The following is a 25,343-nucleotide window of genomic DNA, read 5'->3' as shown; positions in this document are numbered from 1 at the left end:
TTGAGTAAAGGAAGATGAAAATATGGAAAACCAAAAACAATATCCAATGACCCAAGAAGGTTTTGAAAAGCTAGAACAAGAACTTGAAGAATTAAAAACTGTCAAACGACCTGAAGTCGTAGAAAAAATCAAAGTTGCACGTTCTTTCGGGGACTTATCTGAGAACTCTGAGTATGATGCAGCGAAAGATGAACAAGGTTTCATTGAACAAGATATCCAACGTATTGAACACATGATTCGCAATGCATTGATTATTGAAGATACAGGCGATAACAATGTGGTACAAATCGGGAAAACTGTGACATTTGTTGAACTGCCTGATGGCGATGAAGAAGTGTATCAAATTGTTGGGTCTGCAGAAGCAGATGCATTCAATGGCAAAATTTCAAACGAATCACCGATTGCAAAAAGTTTAATCGGTAAACATCTAGAAGACGAAGTTCGTGTACCACTTCCAAACGGTGCAGAAATGAAAGTGAAAATTACTAATATTCAATCACAATAATCATTTATCACAAAGGCTGATATCGCTTTATGATAAATAGATAACAAAGGGTTGGTGATACTTTTGTTTGAAGCTTGCTTCAAATGGACAAAAGTAAAGCGCCAACCTTTTTTATGTGATGATCTTGGTGAACATGGTCTTTGGTCGTTGCACTAGACAAATTATGATAAAATATCACTGATAGTTCATTTGAAAGGGGAAATGGCAATGATAGGAATCATTGGCGCAATGGAAGAAGAAATAATGATATTAAAAGAACATATTGAGGATTTAGAAGAAGTTACCATTGCTCATGTAAAATTTTATAAAGGTAAAATTAATGATAAAGCAGTCGTCTTGACGTTAAGCGGTATCGGTAAAGTTAACGCAAGTATCTCCACTGCTTTACTTATTCAACAATTCTCCCCAGAGGCAATTTTGAATACAGGTTCTGCAGGGGCGCTAGATTACTCGTTGAATGTGGGTGATGTCTTAATTGGGACAGAAGCGATGTATCATGATGCGGATGCGACGGCATTCGGTTATGAATTGGGACAAATTCCGAATATGCCGATTGCGTATGAAGCGGATGATAACTTAGCAGAATTAGCACAAGCTGTTATTGAGAAACAAAACTTAACAGGTCGCTTAGGTATGATTGTCAGCGGCGACAGTTTTATCGGTGAAGTTAAACAACGTGAATACATTAAAGAACATTTCCCTAAAGCTATGGCTGTAGAGATGGAATCTGCAGCAATTGCACAAACATGTTATCAATTTAACACACCGTTTATTATTACAAGAGCAGTATCAGATTTAGCGAATGGCGAAGCAAATATTACGTTTGATGAATTCATTGGAGAAGCAGCGAAAACATCAAGTGAAACTGTACTCCAAATGTTAAAATCATTATAAAGATAAGGTGGATTAATGTAATGGGAATTTTAAGTAGGAATTTTATGCCGAATGCTTATGTTAAATCAATCCATGAAATAGACTTTGATCAGTTAGCAGAAAATGGAATCAAAGGCGTTATTACGGATTTGGACAATACATTAGTAGGTTGGGACGAAGCTGATCCGACACCGGCAGTCATTCATTGGTTTAATATGTTGAATGAAAAAGGTATCAAAGTGACAGTGGTTTCAAATAACCATCAAGGCAGAGTATCTAGTTTCTGCCAACCACTCAAAGTCAACTATATCTTTGAAGCTAAAAAACCGATGGGAAAAGCCTTTAAACATGCATCAGAACGTATGGGATTAAAACCTGAAGAGACTGTTGTTATTGGCGATCAAATGATGACAGATGTCTTTGGCGGTAATAGACGTGGCATGTATACTGTTATGGTTGTTCCTGTAAAAAAAACTGATGGATTTATCACGAAATTCAATCGAATTATTGAAAGACGTTTATTACACAGATACAAAAGAAAAGGCTATATTAAATGGGAGGAAAATTGATTGACAGAAACGAAATGTATTGGATGCGGTGCGACTTTACAAGCCGATGATCCAAAGAAACCAGGTTATGTGCCAGCGCACAATCTGCATAAAGAAGATGTGATATGTCAACGCTGTTTCAGATTAAAAAATTATAATGAGATTCAAGATGTGGGTATGGATAGCCAAGATTTCTTGGACTTATTAAATCATCTTGCAGATAAAAAAGGACTTGTAGTCAATGTTGTAGATATCTTTGATTTTGAAGGTTCCTTCATAAATGCTTTAAAGCGTATTGTAGGGAATAAAAAAGTGATTCTTGCAGCGAATAAAATTGATTTATTACCTAAACAAATTAATAAACGCCGTGTTAAAGATTGGTTGAAAAAATCCGCGCGAAAATATGGGTTGGAAGCGGAAGATGTTGTTTTAATTTCTGCAGAAAAAGGATACGGGATTCAAGATTTATTAGAAGCTATCCAACAACACCGAAAACAAGAAGATGTTTATATCGTAGGCACAACCAATGTTGGGAAATCTACATTAATCAATAAACTGATTGAACAAAGTGTAGGTGAAAAGAATGTAGTAACAACTTCACGATTCCCAGGAACAACTTTAGATTTAATAGATATTCCATTAGACGATCATTCATTTATGTACGATACACCTGGTGTCATCCAAGATCATCAAATGACGCATTATGTTTCTGAAAAAGAACTTAAACAAATTATGCCTAATAAAGAAGTAAAACAACGTGTTTATCAATTAAACGAAGAACAAACACTCTTCTTTGGAGGATTAGCAAGAATCGATTACGTTTCTGGAGGTAAACGCCCACTGGTTTGTTATTTTTCTAATAATTTGCCGATTCATCGGACTAAAACTGAAAAAGCCAATGAGTTATGGCGAACTCAGCTCGGTAAATTATTAGCACCACCAAGTAATAAAGATGATTTTAATTTAGACGAAATGAAAGCAGTACGCTTGGAAACGGGTAAAGAGAAGAGAGACGTAATGATTGCAGGGTTAGGTTTTATAACAATTGGACCTGGAGCAAAAGTTATTGTCAGAGTTCCGAAATCAGTTGATGTTGTATTGAGAAATTCAATCATGTAGCAGGTGATAGTTATGAAATTTGCAGTAATCGGTCATCCTATAGACCACTCGTTATCTCCAATTATGCACGACGCAAACTTTAAAGCGTTAAAGCGAGATGACACTTATGAAGCATTAAACATTCTACCAAAACATTTTCATTTAATCAAAGAAATTATAAATGAAAAACAATTGGATGGTTTTAATATTACTATTCCGTATAAGGAAAACATTATACCTTACCTTGATGAAATAGATTCACATGCCGAAACAATTGGCGCTATTAATACAGTGAAGATAAAAAATGGTCGTTGGTTAGGTTATAACACTGATGGCATTGGTTATCTTAAAGGGTTGCAAGAAGTATATCCAAAACTAGAAAATGCAAAAATATTGCTAATAGGAGCAGGTGGCGCTAGTAAAGGTTTAGCAGCCGCATTGAATGAGATTGTTACAACACCTTTAGCTGTTGCGAATCGTACAATGAGCAGATTCGATACTTGGGATTTATCTGTAGAACAATTAACGCTAAGTGATGCTGAGAAAATGTTGGATCGTTTTGATATTGTCATAAATACTACACCTGCTGGAATGAATAAAAATAAAGATGTAGTGATATCATTAGACAACCTAGCACCTCACACACTTGTTAGTGATATCGTCTATATTCCATCCAAAACGCCGATATTAGCACTCGCTGAAGAAAAAGGTAATCCTATATATAATGGCTTGGATATGTTTGTTAATCAGGGTGCTGAAAGTTTTAAAATTTGGACAGGTCAAACAGCTGATACTGAGGCGATGAAAACGGCAGTAATCGAACAATTAAAAAGGAGAAATTAAATGCTTACAGGAAAACAAAAGAGATTTTTAAGAAGTAAAGCGCATCATGTGAACCCTACTTTTCAAATTGGAAAAGCTGGTTTAAATGAAAATATGATTGAGCAACTAGATGAAATTTTAGAAAATAGAGAATTAATAAAAATTCATATCTTACAAAATAATATGGATGATAAAAGTGAACTTGCACGAGCTGTAAGTGAAGCAACAAATAGTGAATTGGTACAAGTAATTGGGTCTATGATTGTTCTATACAAAGAATCAAAAGAAAATAAGCAAATTGAATTACCTTAATTAATGACGCAATCAATAGTATTATACGGGGGCCAATTCAATCCAATTCATACAGCACATTTAGCTGTAGCAAGTGAAGTGTATCATCAATTAAAACCAGATCGTTTTTTATTTTTACCGAGTTACATGTCACCACTTAAAAGCCATAATTCTGAATTAAACACAACACATCGTCTAAAGATGTTAGAGATCGCTACAGAAGAATTAGGATTTGGTGAGGTATGCTTGGATGAAATTGAACGACAAGGTCAAAGTTATACTTACGACACACTAAATGCAATTAAATCTGAACTTCCTGATTCAAGACTTTTCTTTATTATCGGCACAGACCAATACGAACAATTAGAACGTTGGTATCGTATTGATGAACTTAAACAAATTGTTACATTTGTTGTTGTCAATCGAGGTAAAGAAGTACAGGAAGTATCAGAAGACATGATAGCTGTAAGGATACCTAGAATTGATATCAGTTCATCATTGATTCGTCACCGTGTACAATCAGGTGAATCAATACAAATTCTAGTTCCTAAACGGGTTGAATCATATATCAGAAGGGAGCGATTATATGAAAATTGAAGAAGCTATCAAACTAGTTGAAGAAAAACTGCCAAAGAAAAGATATAAACATTCATTAAGAGTAGCTGAGACAGCAAAACATTTAGCTGAAATCCATAAAGGGGACGTGGAAAAAGCTGAACTTGCTGGTGTTTTACATGACTTTTCAAAATATGATGATTTAGGATATATGTATCAAATTGTAGGTCAGCATAATTTAGACCCAGATTTATTAAGTTATGGTTCAGAAATTTTACATGGCCCAGTCTGTGCAGTTATTATGAAAGAGAAGTATGGTATTACTGATGAAGAAGTATTAGCTGCTATTCACTATCATACGACTGGTCGTGCACAAATGACAAAAACAGAAAAATTGGTTTTTATTGCGGACTATATTGAACCAAAAAGAGAAATACCAGGCGTTGAAGAAATTAGAGGAATGGCAGAACAACCAGGCAACTTAGATCAAACAATTTATGAAATCTCTAAAAGAACAGTGCTATTTTTAATTGGTAAAGATATCAGTGTGTACAAAGCGACGATTGATTGTTTAAACTACTATAATTTCAGTGATGAAAGAATAAAGGATGATTAAATGCAAGTAGAACAAATTTTAGATATAGCGATTAAAGCAGTTGAAAGTAAAAAAGCAGAAGAAGTTATTTCACTTAATTTAGAAGGTATTCATGATATGGCAGACTACTTTGTTATTTGTCATGGTAATAATGAACGTCAAGTACAAGCAATCGGTAGAGCGGTAAAAGAAGCTGCAGATAAAGAAGGTATTAATGTTTCAGTGTTTGAAGGTTTAAACGAAGCAAGATGGATTTTATTAGATTTATCTGGTGTTATCGTACACATCTTCCATAAAGATGAACGCGGCTATTATAACATTGAAAAACTTTATAGAGATGCACCGATGAAAACATATGAGGAAGCTTATTAAATGAGCCAGTATGAAGGCTTTAGCCAATATTATGATGAGCTTACACAAGATCAACCATACAATCAATGGCTAGAAATTATACGACAAGCAACTTCTAAGCGAACTAGTATATTGGATATTGGCTGTGGTACTGGTAGTTTGACGACGTTATTAACTGATTTTAAAAGTGTAACAGGAATGGATTTAAGTAGTGATATGCTCGCAGTTGCTTCCCAAAAGTCTGATTCAGTTAGATGGATTGAGGGTGACATGACAGATTTTGAATTAGGTCAAAATTTTGATGTCATTACTATATTGTGTGATTCATTAAATTATATTACTGATCAACATGATGTAATTGAAACATTTAAGCATGTATATCGCCATTTAAATACTGATGGAACATTTATCTTTGATGTCCACTCAAAGTTTAAAATGAATACGCTATTTGCAAATCAAACATATATTGATGAAACTGAACATATCTTTTTAGCATGGGAAGCAATTCAAGGTGATTTACCTGACAGTGTATGGCATTATATGACTTTCTTTGAACAACAAGACGATGGAAGTTATCGACGTTTTGATGAAGAGCATTTTCAAAAAACATTCAGCGAACAAGTATATATTGAAATGCTTAATGAAGTTGGTTTTAGCCATATTCATACATTTTATGACTTTGATATTGAAAATCATGATGAACAAAGCGATCGCTTATTCTTCATAGTTAAAAAATAAAAGAAGAAAAATCACTCCTTTAAACGTTTAAAAGATAAAGGAGTGAATTTTTTATGTTAGAACAGTTAAAACACTACTATAACCAATATAAGCATTTCTCATGGTTATTGGTTATTGCAGTTATTGTGCTTGCTTTTATTTTAATGAAACTACACTCTGATAGTAGTAACCAAGAAATAGAATCAACTGCTCAAAATGTGAGCAACTCTCATTTAGATAATGACAAACAAAATTTTTCAAAAAAGAAAGAATCAAACAAAGAGGCCGACACAGAAACTGAAGCAAATAGAAAAACTAAAGTAGTATGGTAGATGTTAAGGGGGCTGTTGAACACCCTGATATTTATGAAATGAAAGATAATCAACGTATAAAAGATGTGTTAAATAAAGCAAAACTAACGAGCAAGGCTGATTTAACAACTATCAATCTTTCGGAGAAATTAACTGACCAAAAAATGATTTTCATACCAGAAAAAGGTCAAAATCTAACAACAAGTAGTAGCATAAGCACCTCTAGTACACAAAGCACTAATAAATCACCACAAACGAAAGTTAACCTTAACAGTGCCAAAGAAAATGAATTAACTACTGTGAACGGCTTAGGACCTTCTAAAGCAAAGGCGATCATTGAATTTAGAGAAACAAAAGGACCTTTTAATAGTGTGGATCAATTGAAAAATGTTAAAGGTATCGGAGAAAAATCGTTCGAGAAGTTAAAAGAATATTTTACAGTTTAACAATATTGATTTATTACTGTGCAGATTTGTAATAAAATAGTATTGTTATAAGACAAAGGAGGTTCAAAGTGTGGAAAGAATTAAATGGGAAGAATACTTTATGGCTCAAAGCCATTTGTTATCTCTTCGCTCAACATGTACAAGATTATCTGTAGGGGCTACTATAGTGAAAGATAATAGAATCATAGCTGGTGGCTATAATGGTTCAGTTGCAGGTGAAGTACATTGTATTGACGAAGGTTGTTTAATGGAAGATGGACATTGTATAAGAACAATACATGCAGAAATGAACGCGATTCTTCAGTGTGCAAAACAGGGTGTTTCAACTGAAGGAGCAACGATATATGTCACACATTTCCCATGTTTGAACTGTACGAAATCTATTATTCAAGCAGGCATTAAGAAAATCTACTATGCTAAAGATTACCATAACCATGATTATGCTTTAAAATTACTGAAACAATCAGGGATTGAATATAAAAAAATACCATTTGATGCCGATCAAGTTGCAGAATTCTTAACGAAGAAGTGATTCATATTTGATATATATCGCACTTGCATTTTTAGAAGGCATCTTATTGATATATAATAAGCCGCTTGCATACATTCTTGCCGGCTTATTATTTTTAATGTTATACAAAAGAAAGTTACCAATATTATTAACCATATTGATATTATGTCAACCTATAATAAGTTATGAAATATTTTCTAGCCATATAAAGTCTAATATTCAAGATTTAAAGTGGTTTAAGATTCATAGTCATTTGAATAATCGCATTGAAATTACTCAATTAAAGGTTAAAAACGAAAAATATGTAGAAGGGATAGCAAAATTACAAAATCATTCAGTCAAACTTTTCTATTTTCCAAAGCAAAAAAGTCATTTAATTGAATTGAAAAAGTTACCCTCAAACTTAAATTGTATTGTAGAAGGGCAGCTAAAAGTTGATTCGGATTTTAACGACACGATTTCACTTATGGTAAATAAATTCAATACGAAATCGTGCACTGCTATCGAGTCAAATTCCGTTCATTCAATAATTGAAAAACACAAGGCTTTTTCATTAACTCGCTTAAAATCAAATTCTCCATACTGGCAAAATACTTATGCAATGATTACAGGGGATGTCAGTTATATTGATAAAGGTGCAATTGAACTTGATAAAGAAATCGGCATTTATCATCTATTGGCCGTAAGTAGTTCACATGTCGTTGTAATAGCATCCATATTTTACTTTGTATTTAATCGCTTCTCTATTCCTCTTTTTATTACAAAGACTTTTATTATCTTCGTATTGTTTTTATTTGCTTATTATACTAATTTTGCACCGAGCGCTTTAAGAGCAATACTTTGTATGTCCTTAGTCATGATTATTCCAAAAAGATTCTATCAATCATTATTAGATATACTAGCAACTGTCTTCCTTTTTTTATGTGTTACCAATCCTGATATCGTTTTTGATATTGGATTTCAATTCTCATTCTTAATCACTTTTTTCATTATGTTATGCGCTCCAATTTTAAAAACATTAACAACTATACAATCTATGTATGTTATGACATTCATAGCACAAATCGGATCATTTTTAGTCAGTGCGTTTCATTTTAATCAGATTCAGTGGATTGGTTTTATTGCTAACTTCATCTTTATACCATTTTATTCATTCATTCTATTTCCCATTGCTATCTTCACTTTTTTCTATTATCAATTTTTTGGTTCAAATCTGTTATTAAATCAAATAATCTCGTTTAGTTATTGGTTACATGACACGCTCTTAATTCCGATTTTCAAGCATTTAACATGCTATAGATGGTTTATAGGGGAAATGAACAGCTTACTTTTAGCTGGTACCCTTATTTGGCTCGTATTGATGCTTACGTTAACTACAAATGGCAAAATAAAAAAATCTACTGTTATTTTTATACTTGGAAGTATCATTATTACTTATTCAGCATCATTACCACATTTAAGATTTACAGCACTTAATGTTGGACAAGGAGATTCTTTTTTATTTGAAACAGGAGCTAGACAACGCATATTAATAGACACAGGAGGTAAGGCACAAAACGAAAATGAGCTCTTTGATTTTAGTACCAAGAATGCAAATGCTTCTCATTCTATCAGCAAGTTTCATGTGCTGCCAACCCTCCGTAAAAGGGGTATTTCTTCGTTAGATTATGTCATTATTACACATCCACATGCTGATCATATCGGTGAACTAGATTATATAATTAGTCATGTTCACATTAAACGCTTAATCATTAATTTTAAAAGTTATCCCACTCACACATTAATGCAATTAAAAGACTTGTGTCATAAATATAAAACCACTCTATTAGATGTTAATAGTATTTCTTCGATTAAACTAGGAGATAATAAAATAAAATTTTATAATACGGCAATCACTCAAAGTAAGGATTTAAACGATCATTCAATAATAGCTTTGATACAAACTAAGACATATAACATATTAACAACTGGAGATGCGACAATAAAAAATGAACAGAAGTTGCTATCGAATTATAAACTTCCGAAGATAGATATATTGAAAGTAGGACATCATGGCAGTAAAACAAGTAATAGTGAAGTATATTTAAATACTATTCATCCTACTTATAGTATTATATCGAGCGGCCAAAACAACGTATATAAATTACCTAATAAATCTGTAGTAGATAGATTAAAAAAAGTAGGTACTAAGTTATACAATACGCAAAACAATGGGGAAGTGACTTTCAAATTAAATAAGGAAATTGAGGTGGAAACTGAAAAATAATTATAAATGGTCTGACTATCGGACAAATGATATAATACTTAAGTATGCTAATTTTGAGAGGTGCAAGTTGTGGAAAATAATATTATTACTATTTATGGTGAAGTTCCAGAGCTTATAGAAAAGAAAACGCAAGAACTTACACAACAGTATTTGCAAGGTGAAAAAGATGAATTCAATTATGCAAGTTTTAATTTAAATGAAACTGAAATCAGTGTATGTATTGAAGAAGCTTTAACTTTACCGTTCTTCTCTGACTTGAAGGCTGTTATTGTGAAAAACGCTTATATCTTTACAGGTGATAGAGGTAATAAAGATTTAAATCATAATATAGAGCAACTGCAGGAATTTATTGAAAAATATGATGGTCCTTCATTGGTTATATTTGAAGTTTATAATCCTAAGCTAGACGAGCGTAAAAAGCTTGTTAAAAGCTTAAAAAAATATACAAAACTGGTTAAAATCGAGCAAATGTCTGAAGATGAGCTTAAAAATTGGATTAAGCATACCTTAAATGAACAATATAAGGATATTAAACAAGATGCTTTGAATTTATTTATTGATTTAACAGGTATAAATTTTAACTTAGTTAAACAAGAGTTAGAAAAAATTATCTTATATTTAGGAGATCGTCCAACTATAACTAAACAAGATGTTGAGACAATTGTAAATAGAAGCCTAGAGCAGAACGTTTTCTTATTAACAGATTATATTCAACAAGGAAAAAAAACTGAAGCAGTGCATTTAGTGAATGATTTAATTACTCTAAAAGAAGAACCAATTAAGTTGTTGGCTTTGATTGCTAGTAATTTCAGGTTATATTATCAATGCAAAATTCTAGCTAAAAAAGGTTATTCACAAGCTCAAATCGCTAAAACTGTCAGTGTCCATCCATTTAGAGTGAAATTAGCATTGAGAGCATCTAGACAGTATGATTTGAAGCACTTGATGAATATTATGAATGCATGTGCTGAAACTGATTATAAATTAAAATCTTCGTATATGGACAAACAGCTTATATTAGAACTCTTTATTTTATCCATATAAAAAAAGTTCAAGCAGATGCTTGAACTTTTTCATTATTTAGCTGCAACCATTAATTTTGATTTAATGCGGTCAGCTTTATTTGAGTGAATTAAGTTAGCTTGAGAAGCTTTGTCGACTTTTTTCACAGCGATACGTACTAATTCATTTTTGTTTTCAGCGTTTTCAGCGATAGCTGTTTTCGCACGTTTAACTGCAGTACGCATAGCATTTTTTTGAGAAATGTTTTGTGCTTCAGCTTTGTTAGTTGTTTTAACACGTTTAATAGCAGATTTAATATTTGGCATTGAATGTCACCTCCTAAAAGTGATCTATGATCATCAAATAAATATTTGATTACAACAAGAAACATTTTATCAAATGTACTATTAAACTGCAATCATTTATTTTCAATGAGGCTTTTAACAAGCGATGATTTACAGTAAAATAGAGTCTGTCAGTAAAATGTACATGAAATTGCCATTAGTTGCAATTATGGGGCAAACACGTTATTATATCAAAGAATATCATACATAATGCTCTATTTGAATATTATGAAAGTGAGTAGATAGAATGAATAATGAAGAACGGTTAAACCGACAAGAAAATATTAGAAACTTTTCTATCATTGCCCATATTGACCATGGAAAGTCAACGTTGGCTGATAGAATTTTAGAAAACACTAAAAGTGTTGAAACACGAGAAATGCAGTCACAATTATTAGATTCAATGGATTTAGAAAGAGAACGCGGTATCACTATTAAGTTGAATGCGGTTAGATTAAAATACGAAGCTAAAGATGGTAAGAATTATATTTTCCACTTAATTGATACACCAGGACATGTCGATTTTACTTATGAAGTTTCTCGTTCTTTAGCAGCATGTGAAGGGGCTATTTTAGTTGTAGATGCTGCACAAGGTATCGAAGCACAAACACTGGCAAACGTATACCTTGCACTTGATAATGACTTAGAATTACTTCCTGTAGTGAATAAGATTGATTTACCAGCTGCAGATCCTGAACGTGTTAAACAAGAAATTGAAGATGTTATTGGTTTAGATCAAGATGATGTAGTTTTAGCAAGTGCTAAATCTAATATTGGTATTGAAGAAATATTAGAAAAAATCGTTGAAGTCGTACCACCACCAGAAGGGGATCCTTCTGAACCATTAAAAGCATTAATTTTCGACTCTGAATATGATGCTTATAGAGGTGTTATTTCTTCAATTCGAATTATGGATGGCGTAGTTAAAGCAGGGGACAAAATCAAAATGATGGCGACTGGTAAAGAATTCGAGGTAACCGAAGTTGGTATTAACACACCTAAACAACTTCCAGTCGAAGAACTAACTGTTGGAGATGTTGGCTACATCATCGCAAGCATCAAAAATGTGGATGATTCACGTGTAGGGGATACTATCACACATGCAGAACGCCCAGCAGCACAACCATTAAAAGGTTATAAAAAAATGAATCCAATGGTGTTCTGTGGTTTATTCCCAATTGATAATAAAAAATATAATGATTTAAGAGAAGCCTTAGAAAAATTACAGCTGAATGATTCATCACTAGAATTCGAACCTGAGACTTCTCAAGCTTTAGGCTTTGGTTTCCGTACAGGATTCTTAGGCATGCTGCATATGGAAATTATTCAGGAACGTATCGAACGAGAATTTGGAATCGAATTAATTGCGACAGCTCCATCTGTAATTTATGAATGTATTCTAAAAAATGGTGAGAAAAAAATCGTTGATAATCCAGCACAAATGCCTGAGAGAGATCAAATTGATGAAATTTATGAGCCTTACGTTAGAGCAACAATGATGGTACCGAATGATTATGTAGGTGCCGTTATGGAATTATGCCAACGTAAGCGTGGACAATTTATCAATATGGACTATTTAGATGATATTCGTGTCAATATTATTTATGAAATTCCACTTTCAGAAGTAGTATTTGATTTCTTCGACCAACTTAAATCAAATACAAAAGGCTATGCTTCATTTGATTATGAACTTATCGGCTATAAAGAAAGTGATTTAGTTAAAATGGATATCTTATTAAACGGCGAAAAAGTAGATGCTTTAAGTTTTATTGTTCATAAAGAATTTGCATATGAACGCGGTAAAGCGCTTGTTGAAAGATTAAAAACGTTAATCCCTAGACAACAATTCGAAGTACCCGTACAAGCTGCAGTTGGCCATAAAATCATTGCCCGTACAAATATTAAATCAATGGGTAAAAATGTACTTGCGAAATGTTATGGTGGAGATATCAGCCGTAAACGTAAATTATTAGAAAAGCAAAAAGCAGGTAAAGCAAAAATGAAAGCAGTAGGTAATGTTGAAATACCTCAAGACGCTTTCTTAGCAGTATTAAAAATGGATGAAGATTAATAATAAGGTTGGGACTCTAATGTCCCAGCTTTTTATTTTGAATTTTGTCCTAAAAGCGAGGCGAAAATATGAAAGTTAAAAGTGCATATATTCATATTCCATTTTGTGTCAGAATTTGTACTTACTGTGATTTCAATAAATACTTTATACAAAATCAACCAGTTGATGAGTATTTAGATTGCTTAATTGAAGAATTTAAAACAGCTGACAATCGCACATTAAAAACAATGTTTGTAGGAGGAGGCACACCTACAGCGTTAAATGAGTCACAATTAGAGCGTTTGTTAAAAGCTATCAATGAGCACTTTACTATTTCAGGAGAATATACTTTTGAAGCAAATCCAGATGAACTTACACCATCAAAGATTAAACTTTTAAAAGACTACGGCGTCAATCGCATTTCAATGGGTGTTCAAACATTTGACCAAGATTTATTAAAAGTACTTGGGCGTACACATAATACGGCAGATATATACAATGCTGTCGAGCTTGCTAATCAATACCAGATTAACTCTATCAGTCTTGATTTGATGTATCATCTTCCTGGTCAAACACTTAAACAATTTGAAGATAGTTTAGATATTGCGTTATCAATGGATATTAATCATATCTCAAGTTACGGTCTAATTCTTGAACCTAAAACTCAATTTTATAATTTATATAGAAAAGGAAAGTTAAAACTTCCAAACGAAGATGTAGGGGAAGAAATGTATGAGTTATTACTTGATAAAATTAATCAATCTTCAATGCATCAATATGAAATTTCAAATTTTGGTCAACCTGGTCATGAATCTGAACACAACAAAGTGTATTGGATGAACGAAGGTTATTATGGCTTCGGAGCAGGTGCCAGTGGATACGTTAATGGAAGCAGATATTCAAATGTCAATCCTGTTAATCACTATATTAAGAAGATTAGAAACGGCGAACGTCCTATTTTACATCAAACCACACCCACTCATCGCGAACAAATGGAAGAACAGATGTTTTTAGGTTTAAGAATGAATCAAGGGGTAAATAAATCTGTGTTCAATCATAAATTCAATGAAAACATTGATCAAATCTATGCTGAGGCACTTACTGACCTAAGTAAAAAGGGCTTAATTATTAATGACAATAACGCTGTTAAATTGACTGATCGAGGTAAAGTTATTGGCAATGAAGTCTTTGAAGCATTCTTATTAGATTAATTTTAAGGGGTCAAGGCTTTAACATTGACTTACTTTGACCAATTTGATAAATTATAATTAGCACTTGGAAGAAGAGAGTGCTAATGAGGTGGAAACATGATTACAGATAGACAATTGAGCATTTTAAATGCCATTGTTGAAGATTATGTGGATTATGGTCTACCTGTCGGTTCTAAAACAATTATTGAGAGACATAATGTTGATGTGAGTCCAGCTACTATAAGAAATGAAATGAAACAATTAGAATCATTTGGTTTAGTAGAAAAATCTCATGCATCATCAGGAAGGTCACCTTCATTAAAGGGTTTTAGATACTATGTAGACCAACTGTTGGAAAATACTTCTCCTCTAAAAGAAACGAATAACCAACGTTTAAATAAACTGTTAATGGAATATAATTTTAATTTATCTGCTGCACTAAGTGTGTATGCGAATGAATTGTCATTATTTACACAGTATACTACGTTGGTAATGAAACCAAATCAATCAAAAGATTTGATCAGCGATGTTCATTTGTTTAACGCAACCGCTAATTTGGTTATTATGGTAATTGTGTTCGAAACAGGAAATGTTGAACATATTCAATTAGCAGTAGACGAAAAGATTTCTAAAGCGCGTTTAATTCAAATAGCGAATTACATCAAAGAACTTTATAACAATAAAAGTTTTGTTGATGAAGCAATGGAACATTCGAGCGACATCACAACAATTCATCAATTAACAGATTTACTTTATCAAAGAGTTAATGATAGCAAGAAAGACATCTACCTTGGTGGTAAATCAAATTTAATTGATACATTGAATGAGCAGAATGTGAATTCAATACAACAAATTCTTCAATATTTAGAGTCCAATAAGATATTGAAACTGTTCGAAAAAGATAATCATTCTGGAATTGATGTTAAAATAGGAAAAGAAATTGATAATGACCTAGAGGACATCTCAATTGTGATGAGTGATTATCATATTGATGAACATCTTAAAGGACACATAGCTGTTATTGGACCGACCGCTATGCGTTATCAAAATGTAATTCAATTACTATATAAAATATAGTTTTGAAATGTATTGGAGGACAGAAAATGGCAGAAAAAGATCAATCAGTTAACAATGAAGAAGTTGCTGAGAACGAAGATGCAACTGTAAATTCAAATACTGAAGAAGATACTCAATCAACTGAGAATACCGAAAACGTTCAAAATGGTTCTGAAGAGAATCAAGAAGAGAATGAAATCCAACAACTAAAAGATGAGTTAAAAGAACAAGAAGAAAAATATTTACGTCTGTATGCAGAGTTTGAAAACTATAAGAGACGTATTCAAAAAGAAAATCAAACATTAAAAACATATCAAGCTCAAAGTGTTTTAACGGATATCTTGCCGACTATTGATAACATTGAACGTGCGTTACAAATAGAAGGTGAAGACGAATCATTTAAATCTCTGCAAAAAGGGGTACAAATGGTTTATGAAAGCTTATTACGCGCACTAGAAGAAAACGGTCTTGAGAAAATAGAAGCTTTAGGACAACAATTTGATCCAAACTTCCATCAAGCTGTTATGCAAGATAGTGATGATTCATATGAATCAGGCGAAGTTACACAAGAGCTTCAAACTGGTTATAAATTGAAGGATCGTGTATTACGCCCTTCAATGGTTAAAGTAAATCAATAAATATAACTGATGAAATATACAACAAATGTTATTAGGAGGAATTATTAGTTATGGGTAAAATTATCGGAATTGACTTAGGTACAACAAATTCATGCGTGTCTGTTTTAGAAGGCGACGAACCAAAAGTAATCCAAAATCCAGAAGGTGCACGTACAACACCATCTGTTGTAGCTTTCAAAAATGGTGAAACTCAAGTAGGTGAAGTTGCTAAACGACAAGCAATCACAAACCCTAATACTATTCAATCAATCAAACGTGAAATGGGTACAGACCACAAAGTAGACGTTGATGGAAAATCATACACTCCACAAGAAATTTCTGCAATGATTCTTCAAAACTTAAAAAGTACTGCAGAAAGCTATCTAGGAGATAAAGTAGATAAAGCAGTTATTACTGTTCCAGCTTACTTCAATGACGCTGAACGTCAAGCTACTAAAGATGCTGGTAAAATTGCTGGTTTAGAAGTTGAACGTATTATCAACGAACCAACTGCAGCTGCTTTAGCTTACGGTTTAGATAAAACTGATCAAGACGAAAAAGTGTTAGTATTCGACCTTGGTGGCGGTACTTTCGACGTTTCAATCCTTGAATTAGGCGACGGCGTGTTCGAAGTATTATCAACAGCAGGTGACAACAAACTTGGTGGTGACGACTTTGACCAAGTAATCATTGACTACCTAGTTTCAGAATTCAAAAAAGAAAATGGCATTGATTTATCACAAGATAAAATGGCATTACAACGTTTGAAAGATGCAGCTGAAAAAGCTAAAAAAGACTTATCTGGTGTATCACAAACTCAAATTTCATTACCATTCATCTCTGCAGGAGAAAGTGGTCCATTACACTTAGAATTAACTCTAACTCGTTCTAAATTCGAAGAACTTTCAGATGATTTAGTTCGTCGTACAATGGAACCTACTCGTCAAGCACTAAAAGATGCTGGCTTAACAAGCAAAGATATCGATGAAGTAATCCTTGTTGGTGGTTCTACTCGTATTCCAGCTGTTCAAGAAGCAGTTAAAAAAGAAATCGGCAAAGAACCAAACAAAAGTGTTAACCCTGATGAAGTTGTAGCTATGGGTGCAGCTATCCAAGGTGGCGTTATCTCTGGTGATGTTAAAGATGTTGTATTATTAGACGTTACACCATTATCATTAGGTATCGAAATTATGGGTGGTCGTATGAATACATTAATCGAACGTAACACTACTATCCCAACATCAAAATCACAAGTTTATTCAACAGCAGCAGATAACCAACCAGCAGTAGACATTCACGTATTACAAGGTGAACGTCCAATGGCTTCAGATAACAAAACATTAGGACGCTTCTCATTAACTGATATTCCACCAGCTCCACGTGGTGTACCACAAATCGAAGTAACATTTGATATCGATAAAAACGGTATTGTAAACGTTACTGCTAAAGACTTAGGTACAAACAAAGAGCAAAATATCACAATCGAATCAAGCTCTGCACTTTCAGATGATGAAATCGATCAAATGGTTAAAGATGCTGAACAAAACGCAGAAGCAGATAAAAAACGTCGTGAAGAAAGTGACTTACGTAACGAAGCTGACAGCTTAGTATTCCAAGTTGAAAAAACATTAAAAGACTTAGCTGACAATATCGGCGAAGACGATAAAAAACAAGCTGAAGACAAAAAAGAAGAATTGAAAAAAGCACTTGAAGGCGACGATTTAGAAGATATCAAAGCTAAAAAAGAAGAACTTGAAAAAGTCGTTCAAGATTTATCAATGAAAGTTTACCAACAAGCACAACAAGCTCAAGAACAACAACAAGGTGGAGATGCTTCTAACAACAGTGATGTTGAAGATGCTGATTTCACTGAAGTTAAAGACGACGACAACAAAGATAATAAATAAGTGCATGCTTTCTCAAAAGAGTAGCTTTAACTAAATAAAGAAAAAAGCGGCTTCTTAAAAATTTAAGTCAAAGTCAATTGTACATTGGCTTTGACTTTTTATTATTTAACCAACTATACTTTAAAAGGTATAATGATTCTAAACTAGCAGAAAGATAAGGAGAGATTACAGTGGCAAAAAGAGACTATTATGAAGTCTTAGGTGTCAGTAAAGATGCGTCAAAGGACGAGATAAAAAAAGCCTACCGTAAATTATCCAAAAAATATCACCCAGATATTAATAAAGAAGAAGGCGCAGATGAAAAGTTCAAAGAAATTACTGAAGCTTATGAAGTGCTAAGTGATGAGAATAAACGCGCAAACTATGATCAATTTGGTCATAACGGACCACAAGGCGGCTTTGGCGGCCAAGGATTCGGCGGTCAAGACTTCAGTGGCTTCGGAGGCGGTTTCGAAGACATATTCAGTACGTTCTTCGGAGGCGGTGGTGCACAACGTGATCCAAATGCACCACGTAAAGGGGACGACTTACAATACACTATGACTATTTCATTCGAAGAAGCAGTCTTTGGTGCTGAAAAAGAAATTTCAATTCGTAAGGAAGTAAAATGTGAAACTTGTGACGGCTCAGGTGCAAAACCAGGTTCTAAAAAGAAAACGTGTCACTATTGTAATGGAGCAGGACACGTATCTGTAGAACAAAATACAATACTTGGTCGTGTAAGAACTGAAAAAGTTTGTCCAGTATGTAATGGTACAGGTGAAGAAATTGAAGAACCATGCCCAACTTGTCACGGTAAAGGCACACAAACTAAAAACGTTAAAATCAAAGTCAAAGTACCAAAAGGTGTAGACACTGATCAACAAATTCGTTTAGCCGGTGAAGGCGCTCCAGGACATAACGGTGGACCACAAGGTGACTTATATGTTGTATTCAGAGTTAAACCATCTGATAAATTCATCCGTGAAGGTGATGATATCTTCTATAACTTGAAAATCAGCTTCCCACAAGCAGCTCTAGGTGATGAAGTTAAAGTGCCTACATTAGATGGTGAAGTTATTTTAACAGTTCCAGAAGGTACTCAAGACGGAAAACAATTCCGTATGAAAGAAAAAGGTGTTAAAAACGTTCATGGCTATGGATATGGTGACTTGTTTGTGAACATTAATGTAGTGACTCCAACTAAATTAAGTGAAAAACAAAAATCATTAATGCGAGAATTTGCGGAACTTAGCGGTGAAGAAATTGAAGAACAACCTTCTAATTTCAAAGAACGCGCACGTAGATTCTTTAAAGGAGAATAACAATAATGAACTGGGTGGAACTTTCAATTGTAGTAAATCATGAAGCACAAGATGCAAGTACAAACATTTTAGAAGACTTGGGTTCAAACGGTGTAGTGATAGAAGACTCAGAAGATTTAAAAGGAAACTTAGAGGATAAATTTGGCGAAATATATGAATTGAATCCTAGTGATTATCCTGAACGTGGTGTAAGAATTAAAGCATATTTCAACGAATTAGAATACTCAGATGAACTAAAAAAAGATATTTTAAGTGCTATCAAGAAGATTGATACTTTAAATGAAAATATGTTTAGCTATTCTGAACAATCACTTCAAGAACAAGATTGGGAGAATGAGTGGAAAAATTATTTCCATCCATTCAGAGCTTCAGAACGCTTTACTATTGTGCCAAGTTGGGAAGAATATGATAAAGAAAATAATGAAGAATTATGTATTGAACTAGATCCAGGTATGGCTTTTGGTACAGGAGATCATCCTACAACTAGCATGTGTTTAAAAGCGATTGAAACATATGTAAAACCAAAACATACTGTGATTGACGTTGGTACTGGATCAGGTATCTTAAGTATTGCTTGCTCATTATTAGGTGTTAAGCGTATCAAAGCTTTAGATCTGGATGAACTAGCTATAAAAGTAGCAAAAGAAAATTTCATAAAAAATGCTTGTGCTGATTCAATTGAAACAACAACCGGTAATTTATTACAAGGCGAAACAGATAAATATGATATTGTAATCGCAAATATATTGGCGCATATTATTGAAGAAATGATAGATGACGCTTATAATACTCTAAATGAAGATGGTTTATTTATAACATCTGGTATCATTGAAGAGAAGAGCAATGAAATTATAGAACATATGAAGCGTACTGGTTTTAATATCATTTCAATTAATCACGACAACGGTTGGGTTTGTATCGTTGGAGAGAAAGAGAGCAAATAATATGCAAAGATATTTTATAAATCAAAACGCTGATGAAAGTCAGCGTTTTTTTATTACTGACAAAGACGATATACATCACATTTCAAATGTCATGCGTCGTCAAGTCGGGGCTAAAATTATCGTAACCTTCGAGGACTTAAAGGTTTATCTCTGTGAGATTACAACTATAAATAATGAAGGCGTTGAATTTAAATTATTAGAAGAACAACCAAATGATACTGAATTACCTATTGAAGTAACAATTTGCAGTGGATTAATTAAAGCAGATAAATATGAGTGGTTGCTGCAAAAATCTACGGAATTAGGTGCTTCTCACTTTATTGCAGTACAAATGGATCGTTCTGTTGTAAAACTAAATCAAAGTAAAGCAGATAAAAAATTGACACGATGGAATAAAATTGTCAAAGAAGCAGCTGAACAAAGTTATCGTCTTGTAATCCCAACTATTGAATTTGTATCGAATTTAAAGAAAGTATATGTTAATATAGATAAATATGATTATGTACTAATCGCTTATGAAGATGCAGCAAAAGAGGGCGAGATGAGTGAGTTTAAACGCGCACTCGAACAATTCAGCAAAGGAGATCGTGTATTAATTATTTTTGGACCAGAAGGCGGTTTAAGTCCTGATGAAATTGAAATGTTCAAAAATAATAGTTACATAGTCGGCCTAGGTCATCGAATCTTGAGAGCAGAGACGGCTCCGCTTTATGCGCTTAGTGCAATTAGTTATGAAAAAGAATTAATGGGGTGAAATAAATGTCAACAGTAGCTTTTCATACTTTAGGTTGTAAAGTAAACCATTATGAAACTGAAGCAATTTGGCAATTATTTAAAGATGCCGGTTATGATCGAGTTGAATTTGATACAAATGCCGATGTCTTTGTTATAAATACATGTACAGTTACAAATACAGGAGATAAGAAGAGTAGACAAGTCATCCGACGTGCTATCAGAAAAAATCCAGATGCAGTCGTTTGTGTTACAGGATGTTATGCACAAACATCGTCAGCAGAAATCATGGATATCCCTGGAGTAGACGTTGTAGTCGGTACACAGGATAGAACGAAGTTGTTAGGTTATATTGAAGAGTTCAATGCTGAACGTCAACCAATTAACGGTGTAGGCAATATCATGAAAAATCGTACATATGAAGAATTAGATGTACCATATTTCACTGATAGAACACGTGCTTCTTTAAAAATCCAAGAAGGTTGCAACAACTTCTGTACTTTCTGTATTATTCCATGGGCACGTGGTTTAATGCGTTCAAGAGATCCTGAGAAAGTAGTAGAACAAGCAACAACATTAGTAAATTCTGGTTATAAAGAAATTGTGTTGACTGGTATTCATACAGGTGGTTACGGTCAAGACTTGAAAGATTATAACCTAGCACAATTATTACGTGATTTAGAATCAGTAGATGGATTAGAAAGAATTCGTATTTCATCAATCGAAGCTAGTCAATTAACTGATGAAGTCATTGATGTAATCAAAAATTCAAATAAAGTCGTACGTCACTTACACGTACCATTACAATCTGGTTCAGATACAGTATTAAAACGCATGAGACGTAAATATTCAATGGCACACTTCTCAGAACGATTGATGAAGTTACATGATGCTTTACCAGGTTTAGCAGTCACTAGTGACGTGATTGTAGGATTCCCAGGTGAAACTGAGGAAGAATTCCAAGAAACATATGACTTTATTTTAGATCATCACTTCTCAGAATTACACGTTTTCCCATATTCAGCTCGAACAGGGACACCAGCTGCTAGAATGGATGATCAAATTGATGAAAGTGTAAAAAATGAACGTGTTCATAAACTAATTGAATTAAGTAACCAATTAGCGAAAGAATATGCTTCTCACTTTGATCAAAAAGTATTAGAAGTAATTCCAGAAGAGCACGGTGAAAAACCAGGTACATTAGTGGGTTATGCAGATAACTACATGAAAGTTGAATTTGAAGGCGATGATTCGCTTATCGGCGAACTTGTACGTGTGAAAATCACAGAAGCAGGTTATCCTTTAAATAAAGGTTATGTTACTCGTGTGATTGATCATGCAACAAATAGCAGTGAATTTACAGCTATTGTGTAAGGTTCAAAAAATTAATTATTCTAATTGACCGCATCAACAACATATATTATAATTAGCATTGCATGGTTTATAAAAAACTATGCAAACGAATTTTAAAGTTCCGTTGTTATTTGGAGGGAGGGAAATACAGATGTCTAAAACAGTAGTCCGTAAAAACGAATCACTTGAAGATGCATTACGCCGTTTCAAACGCTCAGTTTCTAAAAGCGGTACAATTCAAGAAGTACGTAAACGTGAATTTTACGAAAAACCAAGTGTTAAACGTAAAAAGAAATCAGAAGCTGCACGTAAACGTAAATTCAAATAATTATTAAGTCTGTTGACTCCCTCAACAAACAATTAATTATTATATAATGCAGTTTAAACAGCCCTAAGTTTTACAATTATGTAAAACTTAGGGTTTTTTCTTATGTTTTGATGCTACATAATATAATTTTTCTATTGATGTTAAAATAAAACGATAATCCTATAATTACACTAAGTAATCATGTATAATGAACCTTGAGAGCGAGGTGAATCTATGTCATACCAAGCTGAAATCCTACATAATATTTCGGTATTTCAGGCAAGTTCAAATTCCACACTACATCAAATCAGCGATTTTATAACAAGTCCATTTATTTCATTAATTTTAACCTGTATTATCTTTTTAGGTTTTCTTTATCAACTCTATTCCAAGCGTATTAACTTTCCAGGCATTCTTGCTGCACTAGCCTTATTAATACTATTTTTAGGCTATTTGATACAAGGAGAAGTTTCCTTAATTTCTGTTGGATTATTTTCTATAGGTGTGATACTGCTCGTCATTGAATTGTTTGTTATTGGTGCAGTAATCGGCATTATAGGCATGATTCTCATCACAGTAAGTATGATTATGCTTGGTGAAAACATTCTTTGGATGTTAGTCAATGTTATAATCGCTTTAATACTGACTATTATAGAATGGGTGATATTAGTGAAAGGATATAACAAAAAGATTTCGTTATTTGAAAAAGTTATACTCAGAGATTCGACAACGTCTGAAGCTGGCTATACTTCACACGATGACCGCTCTAATCTAGTAGGACAAACTGCAATCACTTTAACAGAATTACGACCTGCAGGAATGATTTCATTAAATGATGAACGCATAGATGCAGTGTCAGATGGAACATTTATACAAAGAGATGTAGAAGTCAAAGTAACTGAAGTTGAAGGATCGAGAGTAGTTGTCAGAGAGATTCCAAAAAACACATAATACTAGGAGGCACTTACTATGTTAGTACCGTTAATAATCATTGTTATTATTGCAGTCATTGCTCTATTAATCTTATTTTCATTTGTACCAATCGGTTTATGGATTTCTGCAATAGCAGCCGGTGTCAAAGTAAACATTGGCACACTTATCGGAATGCGTTTAAGACGTGTTTCACCACGTAAAGTTATCGCGCCATTAATTAAGGCACATAAAGCTGGTTTAAACCTTACAACTAACCAACTAGAATCACACTACTTAGCAGGTGGTAATGTAGACCGCGTTGTAGATGCAAATATTGCTGCACAACGTGCTGACATCAACTTACCTTTTGAACGTGGCGCAGCGATTGACCTAGCAGGCCGTGATGTTTTAGAAGCTGTCCAAATGTCTGTAAACCCTAAAGTTATTGAAACGCCATTTATTACAGGTGTTGCTATGAACGGTATTGAAGTAAAAGCTAAAGCTAGAATCACAGTTCGTGCAAACATTTCTCGTTTAGTCGGCGGTGCTGGTGAAGAGACTATTATTGCACGTGTCGGTGAGGGGATTGTTTCAACAATCGGTTCAAGTGAACATCATACTGTTGTTTTAGAAAATCCAGACAATATTTCAAAAACTGTATTAAGTAAAGGTCTAGATTCAGGAACAGCCTTTGAAATTTTATCTATTGATATCGCAGATGTGGATATCGGTAAAAACATCGGTGCAGACTTACAAACTGAACAAGCATTAGCAGATAAAAATATTGCTCAAGCTAAAGCAGAAGAACGTCGTGCAATGGCAGTTGCATCTGAACAAGAAATGAAAGCACGTGTACAAGAAATGCGTGCGAAAGTTGTGGAAGCAGAATCTGAAGTTCCACTTGCAATGTCTGAAGCTCTAAGAAAAGGTAATATCGGAGTTAAAGATTACTATAATTTGAAAAACATAGAAGCTGATACAGGTATGCGTGAGTCTATCAATAAACGTACGCAACCAAATGATAACGAGTCACCAGACAAGTAAACGAGGTGATTAAATGAATATCGGTCTAATAATATTTGTCGTTAGTGTTGTTATCTCATTAATATCAGCAATTAACGATAAAAATTATAAAAAGAGACAACAAAATCAACCAAAATCATCACAACCTAGAAGACAACCTACGACTGAGCGTAAACAACAAAAAGGGTTTCTTGAACAATTAGGTGAAAAGTTTGAGGAAATGCAAAAAGAATTAGAAGGTACGCCGCCATCTTCTCAACCTGATCACACACCTAAACCAGAAGAAACTACACGTCCAAACCATCGTACATCTCAACCGAGACAAACGCGCGAGCAATCATCTCAACCAAGACTCGATTCAAATCAAAAAGAGCAAGTATTGACAAAACAACTGAATGATTCTTTAAATAATGAGTTACATGATTTACGCTCTCAAATGGATTTAGAGAAACAAAAGCAAATTGAGATATTAGAACGTCGTGCTCAAGCAATCATTAGTGATAAATATCTTTCAGAACGTGCTAAAAAAGAAAGACTCAAACAACTATTCGCTAATAAGTTTAATCAAACAAGCACACGAACTAATGAAGATTTACGCTTTGATGAAGATGAAATACTAAATGGTTTTGTTTGGTCAGAAGTACTTAAAAAGCCGAAACAGTTACAATAAATTTAATGGATTGGATGGACATAATTTTATGTCATCCAATCCA

Annotated in this window: 29 protein-coding genes; 28 read left to right on the top strand and 1 reads right to left on the bottom strand. The window is 33.5% G+C overall.

From position 1 onward, the window contains the following. Nucleotides 1–22 precede the first annotated feature (22 nt). From greA to holA, 15 genes are all read left to right on the top strand, one after another. A complete protein-coding gene (gene greA, locus HMPREF2603_RS10675; RefSeq protein WP_002481095.1) occupies nucleotides 23–505 on the top strand; it encodes a transcription elongation factor GreA in 483 nt (160 codons plus the stop codon). Nucleotides 506–712: 207 nt separating this feature from the next. After that, nucleotides 713–1,399: a 5'-methylthioadenosine/adenosylhomocysteine nucleosidase gene (locus HMPREF2603_RS10670; protein ID WP_037556408.1), complete on the top strand. Its 687-nt coding sequence runs from the start codon at nucleotides 713–715 to the stop codon at nucleotides 1,397–1,399. 20 nt (nucleotides 1,400–1,419) lie between these two features. Then, nucleotides 1,420–1,947 (top strand): YqeG family HAD IIIA-type phosphatase, encoded by a 528-nt coding sequence (locus HMPREF2603_RS10665; RefSeq protein ID WP_002481093.1) that lies wholly within the window; start codon nucleotides 1,420–1,422, stop codon nucleotides 1,945–1,947. Further along, nucleotides 1,948–3,045, top strand: coding sequence for a ribosome biogenesis GTPase YqeH (gene yqeH, locus HMPREF2603_RS10660; protein WP_002481092.1), 1,098 nt, complete (start codon nucleotides 1,948–1,950; stop codon nucleotides 3,043–3,045). Between the two features lie 12 nt (nucleotides 3,046–3,057). Then, nucleotides 3,058–3,867 (top strand): shikimate dehydrogenase, encoded by an 810-nt coding sequence (gene aroE / locus HMPREF2603_RS10655; protein ID WP_060804772.1) that lies wholly within the window; start codon nucleotides 3,058–3,060, stop codon nucleotides 3,865–3,867. Continuing rightward, nucleotides 3,868–4,158, top strand: coding sequence for a ribosome assembly RNA-binding protein YhbY (yhbY, locus tag HMPREF2603_RS10650; RefSeq protein WP_002481090.1), 291 nt, complete (start codon nucleotides 3,868–3,870; stop codon nucleotides 4,156–4,158). It begins immediately after the preceding gene. Nucleotides 4,159–4,161: 3 nt separating this feature from the next. Beyond that, nucleotides 4,162–4,734, top strand: a complete 573-nt coding sequence (locus HMPREF2603_RS10645; protein WP_070502105.1) for a nicotinate-nucleotide adenylyltransferase — start codon at nucleotides 4,162–4,164, stop codon at nucleotides 4,732–4,734. After that, complete coding sequence (yqeK, locus tag HMPREF2603_RS10640) at nucleotides 4,724–5,308, top strand: bis(5'-nucleosyl)-tetraphosphatase (symmetrical) YqeK (RefSeq protein WP_002481088.1); 585 nt, start codon at nucleotides 4,724–4,726, stop codon at nucleotides 5,306–5,308. The genes HMPREF2603_RS10645 and yqeK overlap by 11 nt, the downstream gene beginning before the upstream one ends. Continuing rightward, entirely contained in the window at nucleotides 5,309–5,659 is a 351-nt protein-coding gene (gene rsfS, locus HMPREF2603_RS10635) for a ribosome silencing factor (protein WP_002481087.1), read from the top strand. After that, nucleotides 5,660–6,376 (top strand): class I SAM-dependent DNA methyltransferase, encoded by a 717-nt coding sequence (locus HMPREF2603_RS10630; RefSeq protein ID WP_070463602.1) that lies wholly within the window; start codon nucleotides 5,660–5,662, stop codon nucleotides 6,374–6,376. Between the two features lie 53 nt (nucleotides 6,377–6,429). Continuing rightward, nucleotides 6,430–6,687 carry a hypothetical protein gene (locus HMPREF2603_RS13695; protein ID WP_261676391.1) on the top strand — a complete coding sequence of 86 codons (258 nt, stop codon included), beginning with the start codon at nucleotides 6,430–6,432 and terminating at the stop codon, nucleotides 6,685–6,687. A gap of 38 nt (nucleotides 6,688–6,725) precedes the next feature. After that, nucleotides 6,726–7,112, top strand: a complete 387-nt coding sequence (locus HMPREF2603_RS13690) for a ComEA family DNA-binding protein (RefSeq protein WP_261676389.1) — start codon at nucleotides 6,726–6,728, stop codon at nucleotides 7,110–7,112. A 70-nt stretch (nucleotides 7,113–7,182) separates the two neighbouring features. After that, complete coding sequence (locus tag HMPREF2603_RS10620; protein ID WP_002481084.1) at nucleotides 7,183–7,644, top strand: ComE operon protein 2; 462 nt, start codon at nucleotides 7,183–7,185, stop codon at nucleotides 7,642–7,644. A 7-nt stretch (nucleotides 7,645–7,651) separates the two neighbouring features. Continuing rightward, entirely contained in the window at nucleotides 7,652–9,889 is a 2,238-nt protein-coding gene (locus HMPREF2603_RS10615; RefSeq protein WP_060804767.1) for a DNA internalization-related competence protein ComEC/Rec2, read from the top strand. 69 nt (nucleotides 9,890–9,958) lie between these two features. Continuing rightward, a complete protein-coding gene (holA, locus tag HMPREF2603_RS10610) occupies nucleotides 9,959–10,933 on the top strand; it encodes a DNA polymerase III subunit delta (RefSeq protein ID WP_023015129.1) in 975 nt (324 codons plus the stop codon). Nucleotides 10,934–10,965: 32 nt separating this feature from the next. Here the strand turns inward: holA and rpsT are convergent, their stop codons facing one another. After that, complete coding sequence (rpsT, locus tag HMPREF2603_RS10605; protein WP_002481081.1) at nucleotides 10,966–11,217, bottom strand: 30S ribosomal protein S20; 252 nt, start codon at nucleotides 11,215–11,217, stop codon at nucleotides 10,966–10,968. A gap of 265 nt (nucleotides 11,218–11,482) precedes the next feature. Between rpsT and lepA the strand changes: the two genes are divergently transcribed. The 13 genes from lepA (at nucleotide 11,483) to HMPREF2603_RS10540 (ending at nucleotide 25,300) form a co-directional block, all read left to right on the top strand. After that, nucleotides 11,483–13,306: a translation elongation factor 4 gene (gene lepA / locus HMPREF2603_RS10600; RefSeq protein ID WP_002481079.1), complete on the top strand. Its 1,824-nt coding sequence runs from the start codon at nucleotides 11,483–11,485 to the stop codon at nucleotides 13,304–13,306. Between the two features lie 68 nt (nucleotides 13,307–13,374). Then, the gene (gene hemW / locus HMPREF2603_RS10595; protein ID WP_060804766.1) at nucleotides 13,375–14,496 is read left to right on the top strand and encodes a radical SAM family heme chaperone HemW; all 1,122 of its coding nucleotides are present in this window, start codon (nucleotides 13,375–13,377) and stop codon (nucleotides 14,494–14,496) included. A gap of 96 nt (nucleotides 14,497–14,592) precedes the next feature. Continuing rightward, nucleotides 14,593–15,552, top strand: coding sequence for a heat-inducible transcriptional repressor HrcA (gene hrcA, locus HMPREF2603_RS10590; RefSeq protein WP_002481077.1), 960 nt, complete (start codon nucleotides 14,593–14,595; stop codon nucleotides 15,550–15,552). A gap of 26 nt (nucleotides 15,553–15,578) precedes the next feature. Beyond that, nucleotides 15,579–16,169, top strand: a complete 591-nt coding sequence (grpE, locus tag HMPREF2603_RS10585) for a nucleotide exchange factor GrpE (protein ID WP_002481076.1) — start codon at nucleotides 15,579–15,581, stop codon at nucleotides 16,167–16,169. Nucleotides 16,170–16,219: 50 nt separating this feature from the next. Then, entirely contained in the window at nucleotides 16,220–18,055 is a 1,836-nt protein-coding gene (gene dnaK / locus HMPREF2603_RS10580; protein WP_002481075.1) for a molecular chaperone DnaK, read from the top strand. 170 nt (nucleotides 18,056–18,225) lie between these two features. After that, nucleotides 18,226–19,359 (top strand): molecular chaperone DnaJ, encoded by a 1,134-nt coding sequence (gene dnaJ / locus HMPREF2603_RS10575; RefSeq protein ID WP_002481074.1) that lies wholly within the window; start codon nucleotides 18,226–18,228, stop codon nucleotides 19,357–19,359. A gap of 5 nt (nucleotides 19,360–19,364) precedes the next feature. After that, the gene (prmA, locus tag HMPREF2603_RS10570) at nucleotides 19,365–20,303 is read left to right on the top strand and encodes a 50S ribosomal protein L11 methyltransferase (RefSeq protein ID WP_060804765.1); all 939 of its coding nucleotides are present in this window, start codon (nucleotides 19,365–19,367) and stop codon (nucleotides 20,301–20,303) included. A 1-nt stretch (nucleotide 20,304) separates the two neighbouring features. Further along, a complete protein-coding gene (locus HMPREF2603_RS10565; protein ID WP_060804764.1) occupies nucleotides 20,305–21,057 on the top strand; it encodes a 16S rRNA (uracil(1498)-N(3))-methyltransferase in 753 nt (250 codons plus the stop codon). A gap of 5 nt (nucleotides 21,058–21,062) precedes the next feature. Then, nucleotides 21,063–22,409, top strand: coding sequence for a tRNA (N(6)-L-threonylcarbamoyladenosine(37)-C(2))-methylthiotransferase MtaB (gene mtaB / locus HMPREF2603_RS10560; RefSeq protein ID WP_060804763.1), 1,347 nt, complete (start codon nucleotides 21,063–21,065; stop codon nucleotides 22,407–22,409). 130 nt (nucleotides 22,410–22,539) lie between these two features. Then, nucleotides 22,540–22,716, top strand: coding sequence for a 30S ribosomal protein S21 (rpsU, locus tag HMPREF2603_RS10555; protein ID WP_000048060.1), 177 nt, complete (start codon nucleotides 22,540–22,542; stop codon nucleotides 22,714–22,716). 213 nt (nucleotides 22,717–22,929) lie between these two features. Then, on the top strand, nucleotides 22,930–23,646 hold the full coding sequence (locus tag HMPREF2603_RS10550; protein ID WP_002481069.1) for an NfeD family protein: 717 nt from the start codon (nucleotides 22,930–22,932) through the stop codon (nucleotides 23,644–23,646). Between the two features lie 18 nt (nucleotides 23,647–23,664). After that, nucleotides 23,665–24,651 (top strand): flotillin-like protein FloA, encoded by a 987-nt coding sequence (gene floA, locus HMPREF2603_RS10545; protein ID WP_002481068.1) that lies wholly within the window; start codon nucleotides 23,665–23,667, stop codon nucleotides 24,649–24,651. Nucleotides 24,652–24,664: 13 nt separating this feature from the next. Then, a complete protein-coding gene (locus HMPREF2603_RS10540; protein WP_060804762.1) occupies nucleotides 24,665–25,300 on the top strand; it encodes a superantigen-like protein SSL4 in 636 nt (211 codons plus the stop codon). The last annotated feature ends 43 nt before the right edge of the window (nucleotides 25,301–25,343 follow it).

It is taken from the genome of Staphylococcus sp. HMSC055C03, from assembly GCF_001809385.1.
GTDB lineage: Bacteria > Bacillota > Bacilli > Staphylococcales > Staphylococcaceae > Staphylococcus > Staphylococcus simulans.
This window is presented reverse-complemented; position numbering and strand designations above follow the sequence as displayed.

What these genes read in the sequence shown, in the direction of transcription:
- aroE (WP_060804772.1), top strand. Translation starts at nt 3,058, where the DNA reads ATGAAATTTGCAGTAATCGGTCATCCTATAGACCACTCGTTATCTCCA.
- HMPREF2603_RS10645 (WP_070502105.1), top strand. Translation starts at nt 4,162, where the DNA reads ATGACGCAATCAATAGTATTATACGGGGGCCAATTCAATCCAATTCAT.
- lepA (WP_002481079.1), top strand. Translation starts at nt 11,483, where the DNA reads ATGAATAATGAAGAACGGTTAAACCGACAAGAAAATATTAGAAACTTT.
- prmA (WP_060804765.1), top strand. Translation starts at nt 19,365, where the DNA reads ATGAACTGGGTGGAACTTTCAATTGTAGTAAATCATGAAGCACAAGAT.
- HMPREF2603_RS10630 (WP_070463602.1), top strand. Translation starts at nt 5,660, where the DNA reads ATGAGCCAGTATGAAGGCTTTAGCCAATATTATGATGAGCTTACACAA.
- mtaB (WP_060804763.1), top strand. Translation starts at nt 21,063, where the DNA reads ATGTCAACAGTAGCTTTTCATACTTTAGGTTGTAAAGTAAACCATTAT.
- HMPREF2603_RS10665 (WP_002481093.1), top strand. Translation starts at nt 1,420, where the DNA reads ATGGGAATTTTAAGTAGGAATTTTATGCCGAATGCTTATGTTAAATCA.
- dnaK (WP_002481075.1), top strand. Translation starts at nt 16,220, where the DNA reads ATGGGTAAAATTATCGGAATTGACTTAGGTACAACAAATTCATGCGTG.
- HMPREF2603_RS10550 (WP_002481069.1), top strand. Translation starts at nt 22,930, where the DNA reads ATGTCATACCAAGCTGAAATCCTACATAATATTTCGGTATTTCAGGCA.
- rpsT (WP_002481081.1), bottom strand. Translation starts at nt 11,217, where the DNA reads ATGCCAAATATTAAATCTGCTATTAAACGTGTTAAAACAACTAACAAA.
- yqeK (WP_002481088.1), top strand. Translation starts at nt 4,724, where the DNA reads ATGAAAATTGAAGAAGCTATCAAACTAGTTGAAGAAAAACTGCCAAAG.
- HMPREF2603_RS10670 (WP_037556408.1), top strand. Translation starts at nt 713, where the DNA reads ATGATAGGAATCATTGGCGCAATGGAAGAAGAAATAATGATATTAAAA.
- HMPREF2603_RS13690 (WP_261676389.1), top strand. Translation starts at nt 6,726, where the DNA reads ATGAAAGATAATCAACGTATAAAAGATGTGTTAAATAAAGCAAAACTA.
- hrcA (WP_002481077.1), top strand. Translation starts at nt 14,593, where the DNA reads ATGATTACAGATAGACAATTGAGCATTTTAAATGCCATTGTTGAAGAT.
- rsfS (WP_002481087.1), top strand. Translation starts at nt 5,309, where the DNA reads ATGCAAGTAGAACAAATTTTAGATATAGCGATTAAAGCAGTTGAAAGT.
- floA (WP_002481068.1), top strand. Translation starts at nt 23,665, where the DNA reads ATGTTAGTACCGTTAATAATCATTGTTATTATTGCAGTCATTGCTCTA.
- yhbY (WP_002481090.1), top strand. Translation starts at nt 3,868, where the DNA reads ATGCTTACAGGAAAACAAAAGAGATTTTTAAGAAGTAAAGCGCATCAT.
- greA (WP_002481095.1), top strand. Translation starts at nt 23, where the DNA reads ATGGAAAACCAAAAACAATATCCAATGACCCAAGAAGGTTTTGAAAAG.
- HMPREF2603_RS10565 (WP_060804764.1), top strand. Translation starts at nt 20,305, where the DNA reads ATGCAAAGATATTTTATAAATCAAAACGCTGATGAAAGTCAGCGTTTT.
- HMPREF2603_RS10540 (WP_060804762.1), top strand. Translation starts at nt 24,665, where the DNA reads ATGAATATCGGTCTAATAATATTTGTCGTTAGTGTTGTTATCTCATTA.
- grpE (WP_002481076.1), top strand. Translation starts at nt 15,579, where the DNA reads ATGGCAGAAAAAGATCAATCAGTTAACAATGAAGAAGTTGCTGAGAAC.
- hemW (WP_060804766.1), top strand. Translation starts at nt 13,375, where the DNA reads ATGAAAGTTAAAAGTGCATATATTCATATTCCATTTTGTGTCAGAATT.
- rpsU (WP_000048060.1), top strand. Translation starts at nt 22,540, where the DNA reads ATGTCTAAAACAGTAGTCCGTAAAAACGAATCACTTGAAGATGCATTA.
- HMPREF2603_RS13695 (WP_261676391.1), top strand. Translation starts at nt 6,430, where the DNA reads ATGTTAGAACAGTTAAAACACTACTATAACCAATATAAGCATTTCTCA.